The 18,094-nt window shown below is 62.8% G+C and carries 32 protein-coding genes and 1 tRNA gene; 13 read left to right on the top strand and 20 right to left on the bottom strand.

Annotated elements, in window-relative coordinates; translation table 11 throughout:
• Window positions 1-64: 64 nt before the first annotated feature.
• On the top strand, window positions 65-445 hold the full coding sequence (gene rplL / locus L286_RS47125; protein ID WP_007687446.1) for a 50S ribosomal protein L7/L12: 381 nt from the start codon (window positions 65-67) through the stop codon (window positions 443-445).
• A gap of 218 nt (window positions 446-663) precedes the next feature.
• Here the strand turns inward: rplL and L286_RS47120 are convergent, their stop codons facing one another.
• The gene (locus L286_RS47120) at window positions 664-1,557 is read right to left on the bottom strand and encodes an N-formylglutamate amidohydrolase (protein ID WP_021224199.1); all 894 of its coding nucleotides are present in this window, start codon (window positions 1,555-1,557) and stop codon (window positions 664-666) included.
• A gap of 150 nt (window positions 1,558-1,707) precedes the next feature.
• Between L286_RS47120 and cpdR the strand changes: the two genes are divergently transcribed.
• A complete protein-coding gene (gene cpdR / locus L286_RS47115) occupies window positions 1,708-2,085 on the top strand; it encodes a cell cycle two-component system response regulator CpdR (RefSeq protein WP_007687442.1) in 378 nt (125 codons plus the stop codon).
• A gap of 3 nt (window positions 2,086-2,088) precedes the next feature.
• Here cpdR and L286_RS47110 read toward each other — a convergent pair whose 3' ends face one another.
• Window positions 2,089-3,423 (bottom strand): dicarboxylate/amino acid:cation symporter, encoded by a 1,335-nt coding sequence (locus tag L286_RS47110; protein ID WP_025160594.1) that lies wholly within the window; start codon window positions 3,421-3,423, stop codon window positions 2,089-2,091.
• 128 nt (window positions 3,424-3,551) lie between these two features.
• On the opposite strand from L286_RS47110, the gene L286_RS47105 reads away from it, so the two are divergent.
• A tRNA-Val gene (locus L286_RS47105) sits at window positions 3,552-3,626 on the top strand.
• Window positions 3,627-3,672: 46 nt separating this feature from the next.
• Here L286_RS47105 and L286_RS49120 read toward each other — a convergent pair.
• The 17 genes from L286_RS49120 to L286_RS47560 all read right to left on the bottom strand — a co-directional run bounded on the left by L286_RS49120 (window position 3,673) and on the right by L286_RS47560 (window position 14,068).
• Window positions 3,673-4,929, bottom strand: coding sequence for a hypothetical protein (locus L286_RS49120; protein WP_193746256.1), 1,257 nt, complete (start codon window positions 4,927-4,929; stop codon window positions 3,673-3,675).
• Between the two features lie 170 nt (window positions 4,930-5,099).
• The gene (locus tag L286_RS47095) at window positions 5,100-5,549 is read right to left on the bottom strand and encodes a hypothetical protein (protein ID WP_021224197.1); all 450 of its coding nucleotides are present in this window, start codon (window positions 5,547-5,549) and stop codon (window positions 5,100-5,102) included.
• Window positions 5,546-5,782: a hypothetical protein gene (locus L286_RS47090; RefSeq protein WP_021224196.1), complete on the bottom strand. Its 237-nt coding sequence runs from the start codon at window positions 5,780-5,782 to the stop codon at window positions 5,546-5,548. The genes L286_RS47095 and L286_RS47090 overlap by 4 nt, the downstream gene beginning before the upstream one ends.
• On the bottom strand, window positions 5,779-6,063 hold the full coding sequence (locus L286_RS47085; RefSeq protein WP_021224195.1) for a hypothetical protein: 285 nt from the start codon (window positions 6,061-6,063) through the stop codon (window positions 5,779-5,781). Before L286_RS47085 ends, L286_RS47090 begins: the two co-directional genes overlap by 4 nt.
• 212 nt (window positions 6,064-6,275) lie before the next feature.
• Window positions 6,276-6,962, bottom strand: coding sequence for a hypothetical protein (locus L286_RS47080; RefSeq protein ID WP_031293696.1), 687 nt, complete (start codon window positions 6,960-6,962; stop codon window positions 6,276-6,278).
• Window positions 6,963-7,109: 147 nt separating this feature from the next.
• Window positions 7,110-7,565: a hypothetical protein gene (locus L286_RS47075; RefSeq protein ID WP_152522375.1), complete on the bottom strand. Its 456-nt coding sequence runs from the start codon at window positions 7,563-7,565 to the stop codon at window positions 7,110-7,112.
• Window positions 7,562-7,963: a DUF968 domain-containing protein gene (locus L286_RS47070; protein ID WP_021224192.1), complete on the bottom strand. Its 402-nt coding sequence runs from the start codon at window positions 7,961-7,963 to the stop codon at window positions 7,562-7,564. Before L286_RS47070 ends, L286_RS47075 begins: the two co-directional genes overlap by 4 nt.
• A 14-nt stretch (window positions 7,964-7,977) precedes the next feature.
• On the bottom strand, window positions 7,978-9,234 hold the full coding sequence (locus L286_RS47065) for a hypothetical protein (RefSeq protein ID WP_021224191.1): 1,257 nt from the start codon (window positions 9,232-9,234) through the stop codon (window positions 7,978-7,980).
• A 3-nt stretch (window positions 9,235-9,237) separates the two neighbouring features.
• Window positions 9,238-10,287: an AAA family ATPase gene (locus L286_RS47060; RefSeq protein ID WP_084498582.1), complete on the bottom strand. Its 1,050-nt coding sequence runs from the start codon at window positions 10,285-10,287 to the stop codon at window positions 9,238-9,240.
• Window positions 10,287-11,315, bottom strand: coding sequence for a PD-(D/E)XK nuclease-like domain-containing protein (locus tag L286_RS47055; protein ID WP_193746255.1), 1,029 nt, complete (start codon window positions 11,313-11,315; stop codon window positions 10,287-10,289). The genes L286_RS47060 and L286_RS47055 overlap by 1 nt, the downstream gene beginning before the upstream one ends.
• Window positions 11,312-11,551, bottom strand: a complete 240-nt coding sequence (locus L286_RS47050; RefSeq protein ID WP_152522374.1) for a hypothetical protein — start codon at window positions 11,549-11,551, stop codon at window positions 11,312-11,314. The genes L286_RS47055 and L286_RS47050 overlap by 4 nt, the downstream gene beginning before the upstream one ends.
• The gene (locus L286_RS48805; protein ID WP_152522373.1) at window positions 11,545-11,763 is read right to left on the bottom strand and encodes a hypothetical protein; all 219 of its coding nucleotides are present in this window, start codon (window positions 11,761-11,763) and stop codon (window positions 11,545-11,547) included. The genes L286_RS47050 and L286_RS48805 overlap by 7 nt, the downstream gene beginning before the upstream one ends.
• A complete protein-coding gene (locus L286_RS49650) occupies window positions 11,760-11,888 on the bottom strand; it encodes a hypothetical protein (RefSeq protein WP_274518540.1) in 129 nt (42 codons plus the stop codon). Before L286_RS49650 ends, L286_RS48805 begins: the two co-directional genes overlap by 4 nt.
• A complete protein-coding gene (locus tag L286_RS47045) occupies window positions 11,873-12,214 on the bottom strand; it encodes a hypothetical protein (RefSeq protein WP_152522372.1) in 342 nt (113 codons plus the stop codon). Before L286_RS47045 ends, L286_RS49650 begins: the two co-directional genes overlap by 16 nt.
• On the bottom strand, window positions 12,198-12,503 hold the full coding sequence (locus tag L286_RS48800) for a hypothetical protein (RefSeq protein ID WP_152522371.1): 306 nt from the start codon (window positions 12,501-12,503) through the stop codon (window positions 12,198-12,200). Before L286_RS48800 ends, L286_RS47045 begins: the two co-directional genes overlap by 17 nt.
• Before the next feature lie 129 nt (window positions 12,504-12,632).
• The gene (locus tag L286_RS47040; protein ID WP_031293694.1) at window positions 12,633-13,241 is read right to left on the bottom strand and encodes a hypothetical protein; all 609 of its coding nucleotides are present in this window, start codon (window positions 13,239-13,241) and stop codon (window positions 12,633-12,635) included.
• Window positions 13,238-14,068 (bottom strand): LexA family protein, encoded by an 831-nt coding sequence (locus tag L286_RS47560; protein WP_193746254.1) that lies wholly within the window; start codon window positions 14,066-14,068, stop codon window positions 13,238-13,240. Before L286_RS47560 ends, L286_RS47040 begins: the two co-directional genes overlap by 4 nt.
• Between L286_RS47560 and L286_RS49895 the strand changes: the two genes are divergently transcribed.
• Window positions 14,050-14,310: a carph-isopro domain-containing protein gene (locus tag L286_RS49895; RefSeq protein ID WP_443215351.1), complete on the top strand. Its 261-nt coding sequence runs from the start codon at window positions 14,050-14,052 to the stop codon at window positions 14,308-14,310. The two genes, L286_RS47560 and L286_RS49895, sit on opposite strands and share 19 nt — an antisense overlap.
• A complete protein-coding gene (locus L286_RS48795) occupies window positions 14,307-14,588 on the top strand; it encodes a hypothetical protein (RefSeq protein WP_152522369.1) in 282 nt (93 codons plus the stop codon). Before L286_RS49895 ends, L286_RS48795 begins: the two co-directional genes overlap by 4 nt.
• Here L286_RS48795 and L286_RS47035 read toward each other — a convergent pair.
• Window positions 14,548-14,808 carry a hypothetical protein gene (locus L286_RS47035; RefSeq protein WP_021224182.1) on the bottom strand — a complete coding sequence of 87 codons (261 nt, stop codon included), beginning with the start codon at window positions 14,806-14,808 and terminating at the stop codon, window positions 14,548-14,550. The two genes, L286_RS48795 and L286_RS47035, sit on opposite strands and share 41 nt — an antisense overlap.
• A 92-nt stretch (window positions 14,809-14,900) precedes the next feature.
• Between L286_RS47035 and L286_RS48790 the strand changes: the two genes are divergently transcribed.
• The 8 genes from L286_RS48790 to L286_RS47010 all read left to right on the top strand — a co-directional run bounded on the left by L286_RS48790 (window position 14,901) and on the right by L286_RS47010 (window position 18,076).
• Complete coding sequence (locus tag L286_RS48790) at window positions 14,901-15,125, top strand: hypothetical protein (RefSeq protein WP_152522368.1); 225 nt, start codon at window positions 14,901-14,903, stop codon at window positions 15,123-15,125.
• Between the two features lie 4 nt (window positions 15,126-15,129).
• Window positions 15,130-15,588: a hypothetical protein gene (locus L286_RS47030; protein ID WP_152522367.1), complete on the top strand. Its 459-nt coding sequence runs from the start codon at window positions 15,130-15,132 to the stop codon at window positions 15,586-15,588.
• A 35-nt stretch (window positions 15,589-15,623) separates the two neighbouring features.
• Complete coding sequence (locus L286_RS47025) at window positions 15,624-16,301, top strand: MT-A70 family methyltransferase (RefSeq protein ID WP_238559356.1); 678 nt, start codon at window positions 15,624-15,626, stop codon at window positions 16,299-16,301.
• Complete coding sequence (locus L286_RS47020; RefSeq protein ID WP_021224179.1) at window positions 16,298-16,522, top strand: hypothetical protein; 225 nt, start codon at window positions 16,298-16,300, stop codon at window positions 16,520-16,522. Before L286_RS47025 ends, L286_RS47020 begins: the two co-directional genes overlap by 4 nt.
• A gap of 29 nt (window positions 16,523-16,551) precedes the next feature.
• Entirely contained in the window at window positions 16,552-16,746 is a 195-nt protein-coding gene (locus tag L286_RS48785; protein WP_021224178.1) for a hypothetical protein, read from the top strand.
• Window positions 16,747-16,768: 22 nt separating this feature from the next.
• Complete coding sequence (locus L286_RS48780; RefSeq protein WP_152522366.1) at window positions 16,769-16,951, top strand: hypothetical protein; 183 nt, start codon at window positions 16,769-16,771, stop codon at window positions 16,949-16,951.
• Entirely contained in the window at window positions 16,948-17,526 is a 579-nt protein-coding gene (locus tag L286_RS47015) for a hypothetical protein (protein WP_021224176.1), read from the top strand. Before L286_RS48780 ends, L286_RS47015 begins: the two co-directional genes overlap by 4 nt.
• 70 nt (window positions 17,527-17,596) lie before the next feature.
• Complete coding sequence (locus L286_RS47010; RefSeq protein ID WP_021224175.1) at window positions 17,597-18,076, top strand: hypothetical protein; 480 nt, start codon at window positions 17,597-17,599, stop codon at window positions 18,074-18,076.
• Window positions 18,077-18,094 lie beyond the last annotated feature (18 nt).

Raw genomic sequence — 18,094 nt, 5'->3', positions numbered from 1 at the left:
TGTTTTCAACTCTCGTTTAAGGGGCCTTCCAACGCCCCGCCCAGAAGGGAATAGGTAAAGTAACATGGCAGACATCAATGCTCTGGTCGACCAGCTCTCGGCCCTGACCGTCCTCGAAGCCGCCGAGCTTTCCAAGGCTCTGGAAGAAAAGTGGGGCGTTTCGGCCGCCGCTGCCGTCGCGGTTGCCGCTCCGGCCGGTGGCGCCGCCGGCGCTGCTCCCGCTGAAGAAGCCAAGGACGAATTCGACGTCGTCCTGACCGGCGACGGCGGCAAGAAGATCAACGTCATCAAGGAAGTCCGCGCCATCACCGGCCTGGGCCTCACCGAAGCCAAGGCGCTGGTCGAAGGCGCGCCGAAGGCCGTCAAGGAAGGCGTCGGCAAGGACGAAGCCGAAAAGATCAAGAAGCAGCTGGAAGAAGCCGGCGCGACCGTCGAACTCAAGTAAGTTCGGTCAAGCCCCGCGCAAGCGGAACTGCTTTCCGGCCGCGGCCGGAGGAAATGGGGGCGGCGCCTTGTGCGCCGCCCTTTTTCCGCAGGCGCCGTTTTTGGGCGACGATGCGCCGGAAGCGCGGAAATTGAAGCGAGGCACGTGGCTCGCTTCACCCATTTTGCAGGCCGTCATGGGTTCAATGCCGATCGGCCCTGACGCCCTATTCTTCCCAATCACTCCGCCGCCATCGCATAGTCCGAACGCGGCAGCTCATGCGCCAGGGCGTTCACGATGGCCGCCACCACCTTCTGCATGGCGGCAAGGCCAGGCCCCGGCTGGTCCATGGCGTCGTCCAGATAAAGGCTTCGGTCGCATTCCACCTGGATGGCATAAAGCCCATGCATCGGCCTGCCATGGCGCTCCACCATGTGATCGCCCGCATAAGGATGATTCTGCGCGACCGCGATGCCGTGGGCGGCCGCCACGTCCGCCGCCAGCGTCATCAGCCGGGCCGAAGCGCTGCGGCCGAATCGATCCCCCAGCACCAGCCCGGCGGCAGCCTGGCCGGCCGTCGGCGGGGGCAGCGGCGGCATGGAATGCAGGTCGATCAGGATCGCATGGCCATAGGCGTCCCGCGCCGCCCGCATCAGCCGCGCCAGCGTCGCATGATAGGGCCTGTGGAACAGTTCGATCCGGCGCACCACCTCCGTCCAGCCAAGCGAGCGCTGCCAGAGTTCATGCGCGCCCGGCAAGCGGCGCGGGATCAGGCCCAGCCCGCCGCGCAACTTGACGCTGCTTTGCAGGGGGACGTCGCGGGGAATGCCGCCGACCATGGCCGCATCGATCTCCCGCTCATGCCGGTTGAGGTCGATCGCCGCCCGCGGCACCCGCGCCACCAATACCGGAACGCCCTGGTCCACCAACGGATAGGCCAGCATGTCCGCCCAGCGGTCCTCCAGCCTTTGCAGAACATCCCGCCGCACCCGCGCCTGCGCCAGCAACGCCGCGTCATAATCACGGCCCGCATGCGGCACGGAAACGACCACCGGCCCGGCGGGGACAGCGGGCTCGTAAAGATCGTAGGCGGGCGTGGTTTCGGTCGGAACCGGCGGCGCGCTATGTCCCAAACAAGATCCTTTCACAGGCGGCCGCCCAAAAATGGTTACTCGGCTGGATAATATTTACACCTTGTCGCATATATAGTCGCTTCACGCCATCCGCGAAGGGGGCGATCAGGGGGTCGGCCGTCACAGGCCAGGGACGAGACGTACGGGGCAATGATTCGAATTCTGCTGGCGGAAGATGATGAAAGCATGCGCGCCTATTTGGCCCGCGCCCTGGAGCGCTCAGGCTATGAGGTCGTGTCCGTCGCCACCGGCGCGCAGGCGGTGCCGCATATCGACAGCGACCGTTTCGACCTGCTGCTGACGGACATCGTCATGCCGGAAATGGACGGGATCGAACTGGCCCAGCATGCCGCCGCGGTCGCGCCCGACATGCGAATCATGTTCATCACCGGCTTTGCCGCGGTCACGCTGAAGGCGGGCAAGGCCGTGCCGCAGGCGAAAGTCCTGTCCAAGCCCTTCCACCTGCGCGAACTGGTGCTGGAGGTGGAGCGCATGTTCGGTACGGAAAGCCTGACCGGGCTGAACTAGGCGTCAGCCGGCGACGACCTCTTCCATATCGGGCGTCGGCGGCAGAGGCTGCCCGGCCATGGCGGCGGCGAACCGCTCCCGGTCCAGCCCCTTCTCCCACGCCGACACCACGACCGTCGCGACCGCGTTGCCGATGAAATTGGTGAGGCTGCGGCATTCGCTCATGAAGCGGTCGACGCCCAGGATCAGCGTCATGCCCGCCACCGGCACCGAAGGCACGATGGAAAGCGTTGCCGCAAGCGTGATGAACCCCGCCCCCGTCACGCCCGCCGCCCCCTTGCTGGAGAGCATGGCGACCAGCAGCAGCAACATCTGCTCCTCCAGGCTAAGGTGCACATTGGTCGCCTGCGCGATGAACAGCGCCGCCAGCGTCATATAGATATTGGTGCCGTCCAGGTTGAAGCTGTAGCCCGTCGGCACCACCAGCCCGACCACCGATTTGCGGCATCCGGCCCGCTCCATCTTCTCGATCAGGCTCGGCAGCGCCGCTTCGGAGGAAGAGGTGCCGAGCACCAGCAACAGTTCCGCCCTCAGATAGCGGATCAGGTGCAGGATGTTGAACCCGGCCAGCCGCGCGACCAGCCCCAGCACCACCAGCACGAACAATATCGACGTCAGGTAGAATGTCGCCACCAGGCCGGCCAAGTTGGCCAGCGCCCCCACCCCATATTTGCCGATGGTGAAGGCCATGGCGCCGAAAGCGCCCAGCGGCGCCGCCTTCATCAGGAAGGACACCAGCTTGAAGATCGCATGGCTGGCCGATTCGAGCACCGTCATCAGCGGATCGGCCCTTTCGCCGATCATGGTGAGGGCGATGCCGAACAGGATCGCGACGAACAGCACCTGCAGGATATTGTGCCCGTCCGCCACGGCCGAAACCAGCGTGCCGGGAATGATGTCCAGCAGGAATCCGGTCAGCGTCCGGTCATGCGCCTGCTGCTGATATTGGGCGACCTTGCCCACATCCAGCGTGGCGGGATCGATATTCAGTCCCGCGCCCGGATGGACGACATTGGCGACGATCAACCCGACGATCAGCGCCAGGGTGGAAAATGTCAGGAAATAGGCGAAGGCCTTGGCCGCGACCCGGCCGATCGCGCCCAGCTCCTTCATCCCCGCCACGCCGGTCACGATGGTGAGGAAGATGACCGGCGCGATGATCATCTTGACCAGCTTGATGAAGGCCTCTCCCAGCGGCTGGAGCGCGACGCCGGTTTCGGGAAAAAAATGCCCGATCGCCACGCCCGCGGCGATGGCGATCAGCACCTGGACATAGAGCTGGCGATAGAATGGCAGGCGCGCGATGGGCTGGTCAGACGGCGTTGGCGATGGCAGCATGGTGTTTGGCGTCCCCTTTTCGCGCCGCAACATATGGCTTGGCGGGCTGCTGTCCAGAAGAATAGCGGCACGGCTCAATTTCCCGCTTGCGCTGCTTCCCCCCCCCCGCTATTGGCCCACTCCACCGTGGGCGTGTAGCTCAGTGGTAGAGCACTGTGTTGACATCGCAGGGGTCGCAAGTTCAATCCTTGCCACGCCCACCATTTAAAGGTCCGGACAACCGCATGGTTTCCGGGCCTTTTTTGTGCCCTATCCAGCAATTTTCGCGCCTCCGATGGTGAATATCTCCGCACCTTCTCCGGTGCTGCTCCGGTGAAACGCCCGCGGCGCCAGCGATATGATCTCATCAATGATGCGCTCTATCTCGGCCCGACCGGCGGCAAGATAGTCAGGATCGAACGGCGCATAGATGTCGCTGGTCGCATCGAATTTGGCATGGCCAAGGAACATCTCGATTTCAGGCCAGTCAGTCTTCGGAAGCCGGTCCCGCAGTAGCTTCGCCATTGATCGACGGATGAGCTTCATACCAGATTCGCCGTCGCCCGGCAGGCCCAGGTCAGAGGCCATGCTCTCCCAAGAGGACTTAACCGACTTGGCCCCAACGAAGAAACCGCTGGCTGCGTCCAGATGCAGCGCAGCCTGCCATGCCACGGGTACGACAGGGCGAAACTTTTTGGTCTGGCGCCGGCCAGCCCAATTGAGATTGAGAACGCGGGCATTGCTATTCCACTGGCGCCGCTTCGGGTCGGTGGAAATGTCATGCACCGCATCAGGGCGCGCCAGGGTGGCCACCGATGCTATGAGGAAGCGATGCAAAGCGGCCCGCTTCACCGGGAACCGCTCATCGGTGGCATAGGCGAACATGCGCGCCAGTTCCTTGATGTCGCTGCGATGCTCAGGCGTCCGGTTGATGCTTTTGGTCGGGATGGGCTTGAATTGCGCGGGCTTGATGGTGTCGCCGCGCCCGTGTGAGAAATTGATGGCCGCCGCGAGTTGAATCACGCTGTTCTCGATCGTAGATAGCGCACGTGGGCGTTCCTGCTTCGAGGGCGAGATGATGGGCTGCGGTGCCAGCCAGGCACGGAACCCGGCGATCCACTCCTCATTGACCCGCTCGCAAATCAAGGTCACGTCGCCCCGCTCCGCGATATAGCGGGTGACGTGCGCGATCCGGTGGCCGATCGCCTTGTCCCCGCCGCCCTTGGCAGCCAGATAGTCTTGGATTGATTGCAGCACAAGAAATCCGCTCCCCGCTACCCGGCGTTGGCCGCAGGTTGGGCAGATCGCCGCCCCTTCGCTGTGCTGGAGGTAGTGCCGGTCGAGCGCGCGCTTGGCGTCGGCAACATCTCCTGAACCCGTTGAAGCGCTGCGCGTCCGGCCTCGCTCGCTGTCATACCAGAAGATAGCGAGGAAGGGGCTTCGCAAGGTTCCATCCCCTCGGCGGTCCCAATCGAGCCAGAAGGCACCGCGCTGATAGATTCCCTTCGCCTTTGCACGTCTCGGCATCTCGCCCGTTCCCTCAAATCTTTGGCTGCCATTGTCCGAACGGCATCGATGCCGCCCGCTTCCGCGATAATATCGAGGTCCGCCCCCGTAAGGCGAATCCCGCGCCCACATTCCAGCGCGCGCGACAGGCGCCGGTCAAGGTCTGCTATGGCGCTCATCCCCGCCTCCTCCTATCGCACGTCGACGGCGCAGATCAGGGCTTCCCGAAGGAACAGCCCCAACGGTCTATATTGGAGATAGTAACGCCCACCAGGCTGCACCCCTGGGCCGAAGGACATCATCCCGCTGCCGAACCAATGCTGGGTCGCTGGCACCAAGATGGGCGCCTCGTATCCATCATAGGGCGGATCCGCATAAACCGCATCGTCGCGCTCGACAAAAAGTTCGACGTTGTGAGCCTTCCAATCCTCTTCTGTCCAAGGCTGCATCGCCAATGTGTGGGCGCCGAATCGGAGAAAGGCCATCTGATCCATCGTCAGCCGGTCAAGGCAGTAGCGCACCACCTCCGGGCCAACAGGCTCAGCGCAATTGCAAGGTCTATCGCCACCGGGAAGCGTCTTCTTGCCGAAGCAGAGATAGCAGGTCGCTGCCAAACGCTCATTCAAGATCAGCCCGCTCATCCTTCGTTTTCCTCAAGATCAAGGCCGGCCCGCACATTGGCGGCCATGGCCCGGAGATAGATCCCCGCCCAGCGCCCGCGCAGTTCGGCTTGGTGGTCGAGATAGGCGGCGATGCTGGCGCGGCCGGTCAGCCCAGCGAGGATCTGGGCAGCCGCCTCTTCTGTGCAGGCATCTGCGAAGTGCTGGCCGTCCAGCAGGATCTGCTTTCCGACCTGGTGGAATTCGGCCGTCATTGCAGCACCTGATGGCTTTCCTGCCCGGCCACCATGTCCGCCATGGACTGGCGGGATGACTGGGCAAATATCTCGGCTGCCATGAGCGCGTCGGCGTCGCTCTCGCGCGCATCGAACGCCATGCTCATCGCCGCGAAGCCCATGCTCATCCAAACCAGCGGGCCGTCGGCCGGCGTTTTGTCCAGCAACTCCTTCGCGAACAAGCGGAAGGCGTAAGCCAGCGTGATCATCAGTTCCTGCTCTTCGGCGCTGAGGGGCGGCGGTGGTGTCTGATCAGCCATGGTTCCGATCCTCCACCCAACATTCATCCACCAAGCACCGCCGGCACCGCTGCGGCTGGCGTTCCTTCTCGCCCGGATTCCAATGCTCCCGCCAAGTGGCCGTCAATTCAGGGGTCCAGGTAAAATAGCCCCCGCAATTCTGGCAGACGTCTACGTCGCAATCGCAAGGATCGAATCCGCATTGAGGGCAGGTCGGGTCATAGTCGTAAGCGTCAGCCATCTATATTCCCCTCCCGCACCTCGAATGACACTGCGACTACCCAAGGGTTCGCCTCCCATGCGCCGGGGCCGTTGATGCGGTTCCATAGGTCGTGATAGGCGGACACGGCATTGTTGAAGACGTCCGTGCCGTCGAAGGCGGAGAACTCCGCCGGGTCTTCCATGGTCGGCTCATATTCGACCACGCCCTCAGCAAGTGCGTCGGCTTCGCTACAATCCTGCAACCGCTGGACCCGAACATCGGTCACGGTCAGCGTCATGCGGGACAGTGCGCGCGGCATGAACCTGCCCAAGCGCTTGTACCAGCGGGGCAGGCCGGGAAATGCCTTGTCGCGGCTGACAAGAAAATCCGCGGGCGGATCGAAGCTGACCATGGCCTTGGCACCGTCGAAGGCCCACTTCGTCTTGCCGCCCATTGTCAGCCCACCTTCGACAACATGCCAGCTGCCGAACTGATAATATTCCTCCCGGACATAGAGCCGGTCGCCCGGCTTGAACCCGGCAGAGAAACAGACCTCGCCCTCCTCATCGCCGAACCAGCCCGGCGCATCGTCGAGCGCGACGACATAGGTTAGGTCGAAGCCGTTGGCCCCGGTGCAGATCCGCCGCGTCTGAGTCTTCCGCCCGTCGAGCAGGGCGCGCACCATCGGCGCGCTGAAAGGGATCGGGCGATCAACCACGGCTCACCGCCTTCCGCGCAGGCATCGGAACCATCCATTGCCGGTGATACTTGGCCTTTTCGGGCTTGGGCTTTGCCGGGTTGGACGAGAGGGCCAGCGTCTTTTCGCGAAGGGCTGGCGTTGAAGGGTGGCGTGCGGGGCGATCCATCAGAGCCTCACTCCGCTGAGGGCCGCGACAGTGGCCTTGTCCATGAACTCGCGGTGCGGCCGGCACCGCGGTGCGCGCTCAGCTTCCAACAGGCGCCGAACATATGCCTCTCGCTGCCTTTCCCGCTCGATCGCTTCCCGGATGCCGCGCTCCCTGGCGTCCTCATGTTGGTCCATATATTTCGATCCCAACCGCTCGATGAGTTCGGCGGCGGACGGCGGATTAGGGAAGCGCGTCAGGAAGCGGCGCACAATGTAAAGCTGGTTGGGGTGAAGGTGGATCGGGGGAGCGGCAGCAAAGGCCTCCAACCGCTGGGCGCCAGGGACCGACGATAAGCCGGCGGCGCGCATCGCTGCGGAAACATCGCTCCATTGCCATTTATTCCGCCGCTGCCACGCCCGCAGTTCCTCGCGGACTTCCTTGTTTGTCGGCAGGTCAGGGGTGAAGCTGGTCACTGATTTTCCTCCCAAGCGCGGCGGCCGGGCCACGCTTTCCAGTAAGCGTCGGCTACCTTCCGGGCGTCGAAGCCGTATTTCAGTTCAAAGGATTTCCACCCGCCACGCTGGCTGAATGAGCCGACCTTGCCGTGCTGTTCATCATGATGGCGCTGGCAAAGGGGAATGGCGAAGCGGTCGCTGGCCTTGGTCTGCATGCCCTTGTCGCCGCCATGGTCGACATGGGCCGCTTCGACCGGAGTGTGGCGCGGAGGTTCAGCATCACCGCACCCGCCGCAACGGTGCCCCTCCAGATAGCAGGGGCGACCGCGCAACCACTGGAGATAGGCGGTCGCCACCTTCCATTCGGGCCGGGGCGCGTTCTTTTTCCTGGCTTTGAACGCGGCGGGGCGGAGCATCGACCGGCCTCCCCTCAGTACGCGATGCTGACGTTGGGGATGGCGCCGGCGGCGATCGAAATGACGATCTTCTCCGCCAGCGCTTCATCCTCGACACCGCAGCCCATGATGGCCTTCTTTGCGGCGATGTTGATGCGCCTGCGGTGCGCGAGGTTCGCAGCCTTGCGCTCGTTTTCCTCGTGCGCCCGCATGGCGGCCCGGATGGTGGCCAACGCATCGTCGCGCAGGGCCGCCACCTTCTGGACATGATCGCCCAGCGTTTCGGCGGACAGGTCGATCTTCTCTTCCAGTTCGCGGATGATGACCGGGAAGGGCTGCGTCGCGCCGCCGATCATGCCCAGATTGCATTCCCGGATATGGGCGATGGCCAGATTGGCGTTCGCTTCCTGGCGGGCCTTCAGTTCGCGGGCATTGGCAGCGTCGATCTCGGCCTGCGCCGCGCGCTCCCGTTCTTCCAGTTCCAGGCGGGCCTGTTCCTGCGCGTCGCGAATGGCCTGTTCCGCCGCCTCCCGACGTTCGCTCTCGATGCGCCGTGCTTCTTCCTGCCGGCGTTGTTCCTGGGCCGCAGCGGCCTCGCGCTGACGTTCTTCCTCTTCGCGGGCAAGTCGCGCCGCCTCTTCGCGCTCGGCCTCTTCGGCCAGGCGCTTCTCTTCCGCCTCGCGCAGCCGCGCCAGTTCCGCCGCATCGGCCTCCGCCTTTTCCAGCCGCTCGATAGCCGCCAGCAGGGTGGCGACCGTGCTGTCCCGCAGGTCGACGACCTGCTCCAGTTGCGGGCCGAACAGTTCATCGTTCAGATTGCGGCCCCGGATGCGATCCAGCCGGTCCTTCACCGTCTGACTGGTGTCTTCGGCGGTGATGACGCTGGCGGCGACCATGTCGTCTATGATGGCCTGCGCTTCAGCCTTGCGCGCGGATTTCGTCTCTTCCCATTTGGTCAGCGGCAAGCGGATCTTGTCGTGCAGCGCGCCCAGCTTCGGTTCGACCAGCTTGCCCTGCTCGTTCACGTGGTCGGTCAGGTCGCGCCATTCCTTGGTCTTGGCCAAGCGGGCGGCGCGAATATCAAGGCGGAACCTGTCAGCCCGCTCGGCGCGCTTCTTGATGGCGCTGCGGCCTTCCTTCGTGCTGACGTCGGCCGGTGCGTCCTCCGCCTCCAGCGCTGCGATCAGCAGGTCCACCTTTTCAGGCTGCGTCAGCGCCAGTATCGGGTCGTTGCCGATCTCGCGGAGGATGGCGTCATGGTCGATTTCGACTTTCTTGGCTGCGGTGGCCATGGATTATTCTCCCTGATCGGCGCTGACCGGACGAGCGGCCTCGATCGCCGCGGCGACTTTGGCGGCCCAGTCATCGGCCATGAATTCGAGGTGCGGAGCGGCTTCCTTTTCAAGCGCTTCCAGGTCGAAATCGCTGCGGACAGCCTCAGCCTTCGCGATCAGTTCACGGGCCTTCATGGCGGAGGGGCTGGTGTCGCCTTCCTCGCTATCGTTGTGCGCCTCGCCCATGTCGCTGACGGCACGGCCTTCGTCACCGCCTTCATCGACAGCAGCGTCATCACCGGCGGCCCATTGCGCCATCTTCATGCCGACTTCTTCGTCCAGTGGGCCAGGACGTCGGGCGAGCGCGCGAAACTGCCGGGGCAGCTTCACCATCGTCTTCTCACCGACACCTTCCGGCTCCCACGTCGGGACGCCGTTGGCTCCGGGGTAAAGGAGCGCGTTCAAGGTCTGCTCGTAAACAAACTCTTCCCCGGCGATCGGCATGAAGCCCATCTGCTCCACCTCCGTCTTGCCGTTGGCGCCCTTGACCGGCTTCGACGTGTTTTTGGCGCGAAAGCAGAAGACGAAATTGGCGTTGAGTTGAAGGATTCCGTTGATGAGCCGACGGCGCTTCTGCTTCGGTTCCGACCACGCGAGCATGGTCATCTTGTCGCGCTTCTTCCAGTCGTCACCGGCCATGCGGTCCAGAATGGCATCGTGCAGGTCGACCATCCCTCCCGGTCCCTCATGTTCATGGGACATCGAATCCACGATGACGACGCCGGCGCCCCGTCCGACGCAAAATTGCAGCGCTTCCAGATAGTCGAGCGACCCGAACGGTGCGTCGAAGGGCACATGCTTGAATTTGAACCGGTCGGCATAGTGAAGCGCGCGGCGCGATTCCGTGTCGATGAAATAGATGTCCCCGCCGGTGACTGTCTGGATGCCGGTGGCGATGCGGAGCGCGGTGAAGGTCTTACCCGATCCCGACGGGCCGGTCAGGCCGACCAGCAGCGGAACATGCGAGCGCACGGCTGGAGAAGCCTCGAATTTACGGGCAGGTGATTGCATTACATGGACTCCAGAGAGAAACGGCGCGCAAGGCGCTGATTGATGAGCCAGTCGGGCGGGGCCAACTTCTGGGTTTCACGGGGATAGCCGGGCCAGCGGCCTTCCTTCATGCAGCGGCCGAATGTCTCAGCGGCCTCTTCGCACAGATCCCAGGCGCTGGTGGCCCATGCCTCATTTATGCTGACCGGATGGGTGCAATGCGGCGCTTTCGTCTCGGAAAAGAGCGTGGTGAAGGCGACCCGACCGAAGCAGCCAAGGACATGCTCGATCCCCTTGCGATACCAGACGTCTTGTGTGTCATAGCCGCCGTCGACCATGCGCTTGATCACAGCTTCTTCGGACGCATCCGTGGTGGATTTGATGTCCACGGCGCGCATCAGCGTCGGGCACCAAGCGTCGACCATGCAGCGCGCCCAGATCTCACCGTGCGAGGTTTCGACCTTCCATGCCACGACGACTTCCGACAGGAAGGGTTCGCCGTGCAGCACTTCCTTGATGTGCCCATAGAGGATGTTCGCCTGGGCCTGGGCCTGCTCGAAATGGCCCTTCAGGATCGGAACCTTTCCCTTGCGCTCGGCATAGGCGCGGGCGGAGCGGGCGTCGGCCCCCGTAAAGTCCGGGGCGTTGATGACCGAATAATCCTTGCCCGCGCCCAGGGCGAGCCGGTGAACCACGGATCCCCGGTGCATCGCAATCGTGGCCCGGCGCTCTGCCGGCGGTTGGCCGATAGCCGGATGATTATACGCGAAATGCTCCGGCGACTGGTTGATGAGGATGCCGATGCCGGTATTGGTCAGCGCAGGTTCCGGGCACGGCTCCGAGAAATAATCCTCGGACGGCATGTCGAAATACATGCCCGGCTCGCTGATGAGGATGCGGCGCGGGCCGTCGACCACTACGACTTCCTCCGCGCCCGGCATTTTCAGCGCAGCCGACGGTTTGGGAAGCGGCTCAGCCTTCTCCCTCACCTTCGGCTCTGGCGCAGGCTTCGGCTTCTTCGCGCCGGGAATTTTCAGGAGGCCTGTCACCGACGCAACTCCTGCTTCTGGTCCCATGCCGCCCGGTGCATTTCATTCATCGTCACCGGCGGTTCGCTGGCAGCATCCTCCGCCTGACGTTCAGCAGCAGCGGCCAATTCGTCGGCGTTCATTTCCCGCCAGCCAGTGCCTTCACAGGCCTCGCAATCGGGACCGAACGGCAGTCCGTCGGCGCGGATATAGCCTTCGCCGTCACAGGTCGGGCATTCGATTTCGTGCTTCACCACGACGCAGCCTCCATCGCCGCCCGGACGCGACGGTCGCGCTCAACCTGGGGCAAGGAATTGAAGTCGGGAGCGGCGCGGGCGGCGCCGGCAGCGATGTCGCCCGGAGTGTCGGGGATCCTGCTGACGTCGAAAAAGCGCTTCATGTTGATGAAGCCCACCACGCCCCAGGGAGCGAAGGGATCGGCAGATAACGGAATACGGGCGTGCTTCATACGAGCGCCCCGCAGGCGGCCAGCACGCACAGGATCAGCCCAAGGAAGGCCAGGAACACCGCGAACTGCGCATCGTCGGAAGGCGTAGCGGCGCCCCGGTTGTCGCGCATCAGAGCGACAACCACAGAGCGATGTCGAGGATTGCCCAGACGATGACGGCCAGGATCAGGCAGGCCAGATCCGCGATGTCTTCGGCTTGGGGGAAAGAGTTGGCGCGACCGGCTGGGGTGGCCTTGGGGGTATGGCCGGTCGCGCCTATCGTCGGGTGGCTTACTTCACCGACGAAAGGATGATTCGAATGAGCGAGACCGTCACGATCCCGCGAGAAGAATGGGAATGGCTGAAAACCACCGCCAGCATGGCCTTGTGGTTGGCCAGCTTCAGCGCAAGCCGCCTGTTCGCAGGCGAAGCCCCTATGGGCGATCATGACATAATCACGCCGCATCTTCATCGCCTCCAAGAGCTTGCTGGGGCAAGTGAGGCGCGCCGCTGGACAGCGATTGAGCTAGAGCAGCTTCTACTTGGGCAACCCGCGCGTTCGTTTCACGCAGCGCCGCCCGCAGCGTTCGCAGTTGAGCCATGACATTTGGCTGCGATGCCTCCGGCTCCAGCAGTTCCCGCGTAATGAAATCAGGGAAAGCGCCAGAATCAATGGCGCGGCCAGCATGGGTAAGGGGGGCGGTGCTGGCCGCGCCGCACCCGCTGGCAGGCGCCGGCTGATTTTCAGAACCAATCAACATGAAAGCCTCCATCCGGGCTGGATGGAGGCGGTCAGTCAGCGTCCATCAGCGGGTGATGGAGCTTTAATGTGCGGTTTTTTCGTTCAGGTCAACGGTATTTTCGCACAAAAGAAATTTTTTTCGTACATATCACTCGAACCTGGTCTTCTTCATGAAGGCATATAGAAGCACCGCATCGGCAAAATGCGATGCGTCTCCCACCGCATCGACTGGCAGGTCTTCCGGCCATTCATACCGCCTTGTCCGGATGGTTGAAGCGCTCAACAATTCGGAGAGCAGGCGTGCGCTGCTGAAGCAATCATCACCCTGAGCCGTCACAGGCTGCTCCGTATCTACCCGCGCCATAGCATGCCTTCCGGGATAGTCATGGCCAATCACACAGAACCGAGACGGCTTACCCACCGGCGCAGGCATAACAAGTAGTCGGGCATCATCATGGACAAGATACCAGGTCTCGGTATCCTCCATTTCATCAAATCGGGACCGCACGGTCCATTCGCCAACTTGGCCATAGTCCGCTCTTCCCTGAGAATCGATCGTGTACTTATACGGAGTGCCGTCAATGAGCCCAGACCGCGTTGGCGTCCGATAGTTCATCGACTCCGTTTCGCCGGGCCTGAAAAAGATTTTGGCGTTCCGTTCATCCCGCTCAACTGCCACCACAGAAGCGGGCCGCTGGGCCAATGTGGTGACGGAAATGCTCAGCAGAACCGATGCAAAAACAAGACGCCTTATCACCACCGCCCTCCGACAAAATCTTGTCGCGCGCTGAGGACCACTCCGATTACAGAGATCTCATTATCTATGAATGCGTCTTCACTCGGTCTGCCGATCCGAATAACGTCTTGGAACTCAGGTTCATAGCTTTCGCAGCGCAGAATCCAGTCTCCCCCATCCACGTCCAAACGTTTACAGGTAAGCTCAGTCAGGTCGTGATTGTGGCGCTGGACTATCACCAGATCGCCCGGTCGAAGCTCGGCCACCCCGAACGGTATGCGCCTGCACTCCAGAAGGCTGTTGGGCAGGATCGTCTTATTCATCGACAAACCTTCAAGCCGAAGCGCAAATCGTTCGGTGCCCGGAAAGGGGTTGGGGCCAACTTTCATAGTGACCCGTTCATCGGCTGGAATTTCTGACTGTTGCCTCCACACTCCGGCCGCCACGGTGCCTACAACCTCCAGCTCTTCTAAGTCGGTCGGCGCTGCTTTGATTGCGGGAGATGCGGACGATGATAATCCGGCGAGCTGCATCACCTTTGCCGTGTCAACTCCTCGCTCACCAAGAATCGCCGCTATCTTTTTGGCCAGATCGAACGGCAAAATTGGCTTTTTAAACTTCTTCGGGTCCTCGTAATAGGCATACGACGACGGCTCTACGCCCAGCAATTCCGCCATGCCGCGCACAGTGACCTTGGGGGCAGCGGAGTTCCGCAAAGCCTTCAATTTCTCAGGTATGCCTTCCATAGCGCAACTATCCGAATTTTCCGCACAATGTATGTGCGAAATCCCCGTTGCAATTTGTACGCTTTTGCCGCACAAGGCGGCATATGACTGCTCATCCATCATTGTTTGATCGTTGCGGGGGCACCCGTGCGATGGCGGAAATCGTTGGCGAAGCGCCATCGACGGTTCAAAGCTGGAAGACAGCACGGCGAATTCCCGCTGGGAAACAACCGGAAGTGATCGAGCGCGTAAACCGCGCAGGCATTCCCATCACGGCAGAAGATGTTGTTTGGCCTTTCGGTCGCCCGAGCGCCAGCCATGACCAGCCCCCCGCCACAGGGCCGGCCGAAGAGAGGGCGGCGTGAGCGACGATCGCAAGATCACCGCCATCGTCCGCAATGGAAGCGCGGTCGTATTCGAGGGCTTTTCCGGAACCCTGATTGTCCAGTCGATTGCCAACGGACAGGACGCTGCTTCCATCCCCGATTCCGTTGGCCGGGCTGCTGAGAAGTTCGACCTCGCCTTCGCGAGCATGCTCAGCGCGACGCGTGAAGTTTCGACAGAATCCTATTTCAGGCTTCTCGACGAGGTTTCCTCCGCAATCAGCCGGACTTTGGCTTGTCAGGGAGAGCAGCGTGAATAGTCGCGTAGATCCCGCTCGCCATGTCGCGCGCCGACGCATCAGCGTGCAGGCGCAGCGGCTCCAGCGCCGTGTGCAGCGTTCGCAATTCCGCGTCAGTGAATGCCCGGTCTTGGTGCAACCGCTTGATGATGATCGCCAGTGCGTGCGCGCTGAACAGACTGGCAAGTTCTGCGGTCGCGGCGGTGTCGGCAATTCTTCCAATGAACTCTTCGGAGGCCATTCGAATCCCCTTTCAATCGGTGTTGTAGCATTCCCGATTGTAGCGGCGGCGGGGGCGGCGTCCAGTCGCTCCCCCAAAGCGGGAGGTGCGCGATGAACGCCACCGCCTGGCTGCACGACACGCGGGTTCCCGGCTTCGCTTGCCTGATCCCCGTCCAGTTCATTCCCGTCGATGCCCTTCGGGTTGCGCCCGGCATCGACAACCCGGCCTGCACGCCGGGCAACGCTGCGGCCGGTGCTGACGGCACCCACGGCGCCGGCCGCAGTCAACTTTCCCTTTCTCATCATGGTCCTGCTTTCGCAGGGTTGGAGCAATAACGCAGTGTCGACGATTCCCTTCTGCACGCAAGAAATGGCGGACGAGGCCGTTTACCTGGCGCTATCACTCTTCATCGGTGACGGTCGGCGCTATTCGGTCGATGACATCGAGGCCGGCATACCCGGCATGAAGGCGCGCACCGTCTCCAGTTGGATCGCTCACAGTCTGGAGAACCGGCGCGCGCCCAAGGCCCGCGACCTGCTGCGCATCGCCCATTTTCTCGGCAAGGACGGGCCATTGTTCATGTCGAAGGTGATGGGTCGGATCGGCATGGGCGCACATAGCCTGACGCCGCAGCCTGGAGATCCGGGCGTCGTGATCGCTACGCTGGCCCAAGGCGTCAGCCAGTTCGCCATTCGCGGCGCCGACAACCGTTTTTGCCACGTCGACCAGGGCGAGCTGGAGCCGGTCGCTGACCACCTGATTGCCACGCTGGTGCCCTTCTCTTCGAAGGGACGCTGAGCATGTCCGCGTCCTGGCCGTTCGGCACCATCCCCATGTTCAGCCAGGGCGTCATCCATATCGACATGCCGTGGTCCTATGAACTGTGGTCGGAGAAGGGGCACGAAAAGTCGCCCCACGCACATTACGACTGCATGCCTATGGAAGAACTCAAGGATCTTCCGGTCGGCCATCTCGCGGCGCCAGACAGCGTATGCGTCATGTGGGGCGTTTTTCCGATGATGCCTCAGGCGCTGGAACTGCTGGCGCATTACGGGTTCCAGTTCAAAACCGGCGGAAGCTGGGCCAAGCAGTCCCCGACAGGCAATGCTTGGGCCTTCGGCACCGGATACATATACCGCGCCGCCAGCGAATTCTGGATTGTCGGAACGATAGGCAATCCCAGGATCAAATCTCGATCGATCCGAAACCTGATCGTGGCACCGCGTCGCGAGCATAGCCGCAAGCCCGACCAGATCTATTCCGACATCGAGGCGCTTTGGGACGGTCCCTACATCGACATCTTCGGCCGCCAGCAGCGACCGGGGTGGACGGTCTGGGGAAATGAGGCCGGCAAATTCGACGAGATCCCCGGTCCGCGGCGGGACCGAAAAAGGAACGATGGGCAGAGCAGCCTGACAGGCGGGGGGATCGCGGGGGGCATCTCTTCACCCCTTAACCGCCCCGTTGAATCGTTCTCCGCCGCACCCCTCTTCGATGGAGAACCCGCATGATCGGTGCGCTTATTTTCGCGGCCGTTACCGCTTCGGTAGGCTTTTTGGCTGGCTGCCTTTGGGGCGGCATCGGCCTGGTGGAGAAATTGGCCGCCGCCGACAACGAGCGCGAGGAATTCAAGCGCCGCCTCAACCGGATTCTCGAAACGGACGTCGGCATCGCGACGCCCGGCACCCTCCCCGCGGTCATCTACTCGTTGGCGCGCGGCGAGGTCGCCTGACTGCGCCCTCCCCCAGCAAAGGAAATCTCATGCGCTTCGAACTTCCCGACAATGCCGCCGGCCGGATCCTTGGCTCAATAGTTGGCGGCATTCGACTCGCGCCGCCGCCTGCGCGGGCAAAGACGTTCGGGAAACCCTTTCACCCCGTCATCAACCGGCACACCGGCGAGCCTCACGAACACAAGCGCGAGATCGCCCGGCGAGCGCGGCAGGCGGCCCGCTGACACCCCACCAAGGAACCGCGCAATGACGGCAGAGAAATTCCCGAAGCCAGACGCCCCGGAGAGCGAGCCTGCCATCGCGCAGTTGGCGCGCTGGGCCAAGGCAACCGGCGGCATCGAGTCGGTGAGCCTGTCGGTCCACTACAGCGATGGCCGCAGCATCCATGAGACGGTCAATTTCTTCGCGACGGGCGAGGACATCGAATGAGCGGCGGTTCCCAGCAGTTGCGGACCTTCCGCCGTCTTATCCGGGACAAGATCCCGATGGAGCAAGCCGCCGCTGAGGCTGGGCTGTCCATCGGCGAGGCCAAACTCACCATCGCGGAGGATGCACGGCAGCCACCCTCCCCCGAATGTTTCGAACCGCTGCCCTCAACCCAGAAAGGAACCGATATGGCCAGAGGCAAGAAAGCTGCCGACAAGCCGATCAACGGCGAAATCCCGAAACCGGATTTCGCTCTCGCGGTCAAATTGTACAAGGAAGACATCCGGCCCGCCCAGGCCAAAGTCGGCGAATTCGCGCAGGAACAGTCGACCGCGTACAAGGCAATCAAGAAGCAGGCCCATGTCCATCCGGGCGCCGCGAAGCTGGCGTTCAAGCTGTTCGACATGGAAGACACCAAGCGCGACGACTATCTGCGCTCCCTCTACGGGTTGATGCAGGAACTCGACATCGGCCTGACCCGCGATCTTGTCGACGCCATGGGCGACGGCGAGGCCGACGAGATGCCGACCAGGGAGCGCAAGCGCCCCGAACTCGCCACCGTGTCGCCGCTCAACTGAAATGCGCGTCCTCGGCCTCGATCCGTCCAAGCGCTCCATGGGCTGGGCACTCTATGCTCCTGGCGAGCAAATGGCCTCCGGCACATGGGAGTTGGGCAGCGAACTCACCTCCCGCGGCAAGGTCTTTGCTCGCGTCCATGAGAATATGATGGCGCTGCACCGCCTGGGCGCGATCGAGGCCGTTTTTTACGAAGACGTCGTGAACGTGATCCCCGGCACGGTCCCCACGAACAAGGAAAGCGTGCTGCTGGCGGCCGGCATAGCCGCCCACATAGAGAGCTTCGGGGAGGCTCTGGGCTTCCGCATCGTCCGGGGGGTCAATCAGACCACATGGCGTCGCCATTTCCTGGGCAGGATGCCACGCGGCACCCGGTCGACCGATCTGAAGGCCATGGCGATGGAGCGCTGTCGCCAGTTGGGCTTCCGCCCGCTGAAGCATGACCAGGCGGAAGCGATCGGCGTCGTCGACTATGCCTGCGACGTCCTCAATCTGCCCACGCCGTGGCGCGCCGATGAAGTGCTGCGCCCGCCTCTCAGCCTCACCCGATAGCCGTTCAAAGGGGGAACC

It is taken from the genome of Sphingobium sp. HDIP04 (genome assembly GCF_000445085.1).
GTDB lineage: Bacteria > Pseudomonadota > Alphaproteobacteria > Sphingomonadales > Sphingomonadaceae > Sphingobium > Sphingobium indicum.
Note: the sequence above shows the minus strand (reverse complement) of the source record. Positions and strands in the feature narration are given on the sequence as shown.

Bases quoted from the DNA above. Each gene is read 5' to 3' on its own strand.
- L286_RS49120 (WP_193746256.1), bottom strand. From the start codon at position 4,929: ATGCCGAGACGTGCAAAGGCGAAGGGAATCTATCAGCGCGGTGCCTTC.
- L286_RS47060 (WP_084498582.1), bottom strand. From the start codon at position 10,287: ATGCAATCACCTGCCCGTAAATTCGAGGCTTCTCCAGCCGTGCGCTCG.
- L286_RS47020 (WP_021224179.1), top strand. From the start codon at position 16,298: ATGATCGGTGCGCTTATTTTCGCGGCCGTTACCGCTTCGGTAGGCTTT.
- rplL (WP_007687446.1), top strand. From the start codon at position 65: ATGGCAGACATCAATGCTCTGGTCGACCAGCTCTCGGCCCTGACCGTC.
- L286_RS47015 (WP_021224176.1), top strand. From the start codon at position 16,948: ATGAGCGGCGGTTCCCAGCAGTTGCGGACCTTCCGCCGTCTTATCCGG.
- L286_RS47035 (WP_021224182.1), bottom strand. From the start codon at position 14,808: ATGGCCTCCGAAGAGTTCATTGGAAGAATTGCCGACACCGCCGCGACC.
- L286_RS47090 (WP_021224196.1), bottom strand. From the start codon at position 5,782: ATGACGGCCGAATTCCACCAGGTCGGAAAGCAGATCCTGCTGGACGGC.
- L286_RS49895 (WP_443215351.1), top strand. From the start codon at position 14,050: ATGACTGCTCATCCATCATTGTTTGATCGTTGCGGGGGCACCCGTGCG.
- L286_RS48780 (WP_152522366.1), top strand. From the start codon at position 16,769: ATGACGGCAGAGAAATTCCCGAAGCCAGACGCCCCGGAGAGCGAGCCT.
- L286_RS48800 (WP_152522371.1), bottom strand. From the start codon at position 12,503: ATGTTGATTGGTTCTGAAAATCAGCCGGCGCCTGCCAGCGGGTGCGGC.
- L286_RS47110 (WP_025160594.1), bottom strand. From the start codon at position 3,423: ATGCTGCCATCGCCAACGCCGTCTGACCAGCCCATCGCGCGCCTGCCA.
- L286_RS47560 (WP_193746254.1), bottom strand. From the start codon at position 14,068: ATGATGGATGAGCAGTCATATGCCGCCTTGTGCGGCAAAAGCGTACAA.
- L286_RS48790 (WP_152522368.1), top strand. From the start codon at position 14,901: ATGAACGCCACCGCCTGGCTGCACGACACGCGGGTTCCCGGCTTCGCT.
- L286_RS47045 (WP_152522372.1), bottom strand. From the start codon at position 12,214: ATGAAGATGCGGCGTGATTATGTCATGATCGCCCATAGGGGCTTCGCC.
- L286_RS48805 (WP_152522373.1), bottom strand. From the start codon at position 11,763: ATGAAGCACGCCCGTATTCCGTTATCTGCCGATCCCTTCGCTCCCTGG.
- L286_RS47085 (WP_021224195.1), bottom strand. From the start codon at position 6,063: ATGGCTGATCAGACACCACCGCCGCCCCTCAGCGCCGAAGAGCAGGAA.
- L286_RS47025 (WP_238559356.1), top strand. From the start codon at position 15,624: ATGTTCAGCCAGGGCGTCATCCATATCGACATGCCGTGGTCCTATGAA.
- cpdR (WP_007687442.1), top strand. From the start codon at position 1,708: ATGATTCGAATTCTGCTGGCGGAAGATGATGAAAGCATGCGCGCCTAT.
- L286_RS47065 (WP_021224191.1), bottom strand. From the start codon at position 9,234: ATGGCCACCGCAGCCAAGAAAGTCGAAATCGACCATGACGCCATCCTC.
- L286_RS47095 (WP_021224197.1), bottom strand. From the start codon at position 5,549: ATGAGCGGGCTGATCTTGAATGAGCGTTTGGCAGCGACCTGCTATCTC.
- L286_RS47010 (WP_021224175.1), top strand. From the start codon at position 17,597: ATGGCCTCCGGCACATGGGAGTTGGGCAGCGAACTCACCTCCCGCGGC.
- L286_RS48785 (WP_021224178.1), top strand. From the start codon at position 16,552: ATGCGCTTCGAACTTCCCGACAATGCCGCCGGCCGGATCCTTGGCTCA.
- L286_RS47070 (WP_021224192.1), bottom strand. From the start codon at position 7,963: ATGCTCCGCCCCGCCGCGTTCAAAGCCAGGAAAAAGAACGCGCCCCGG.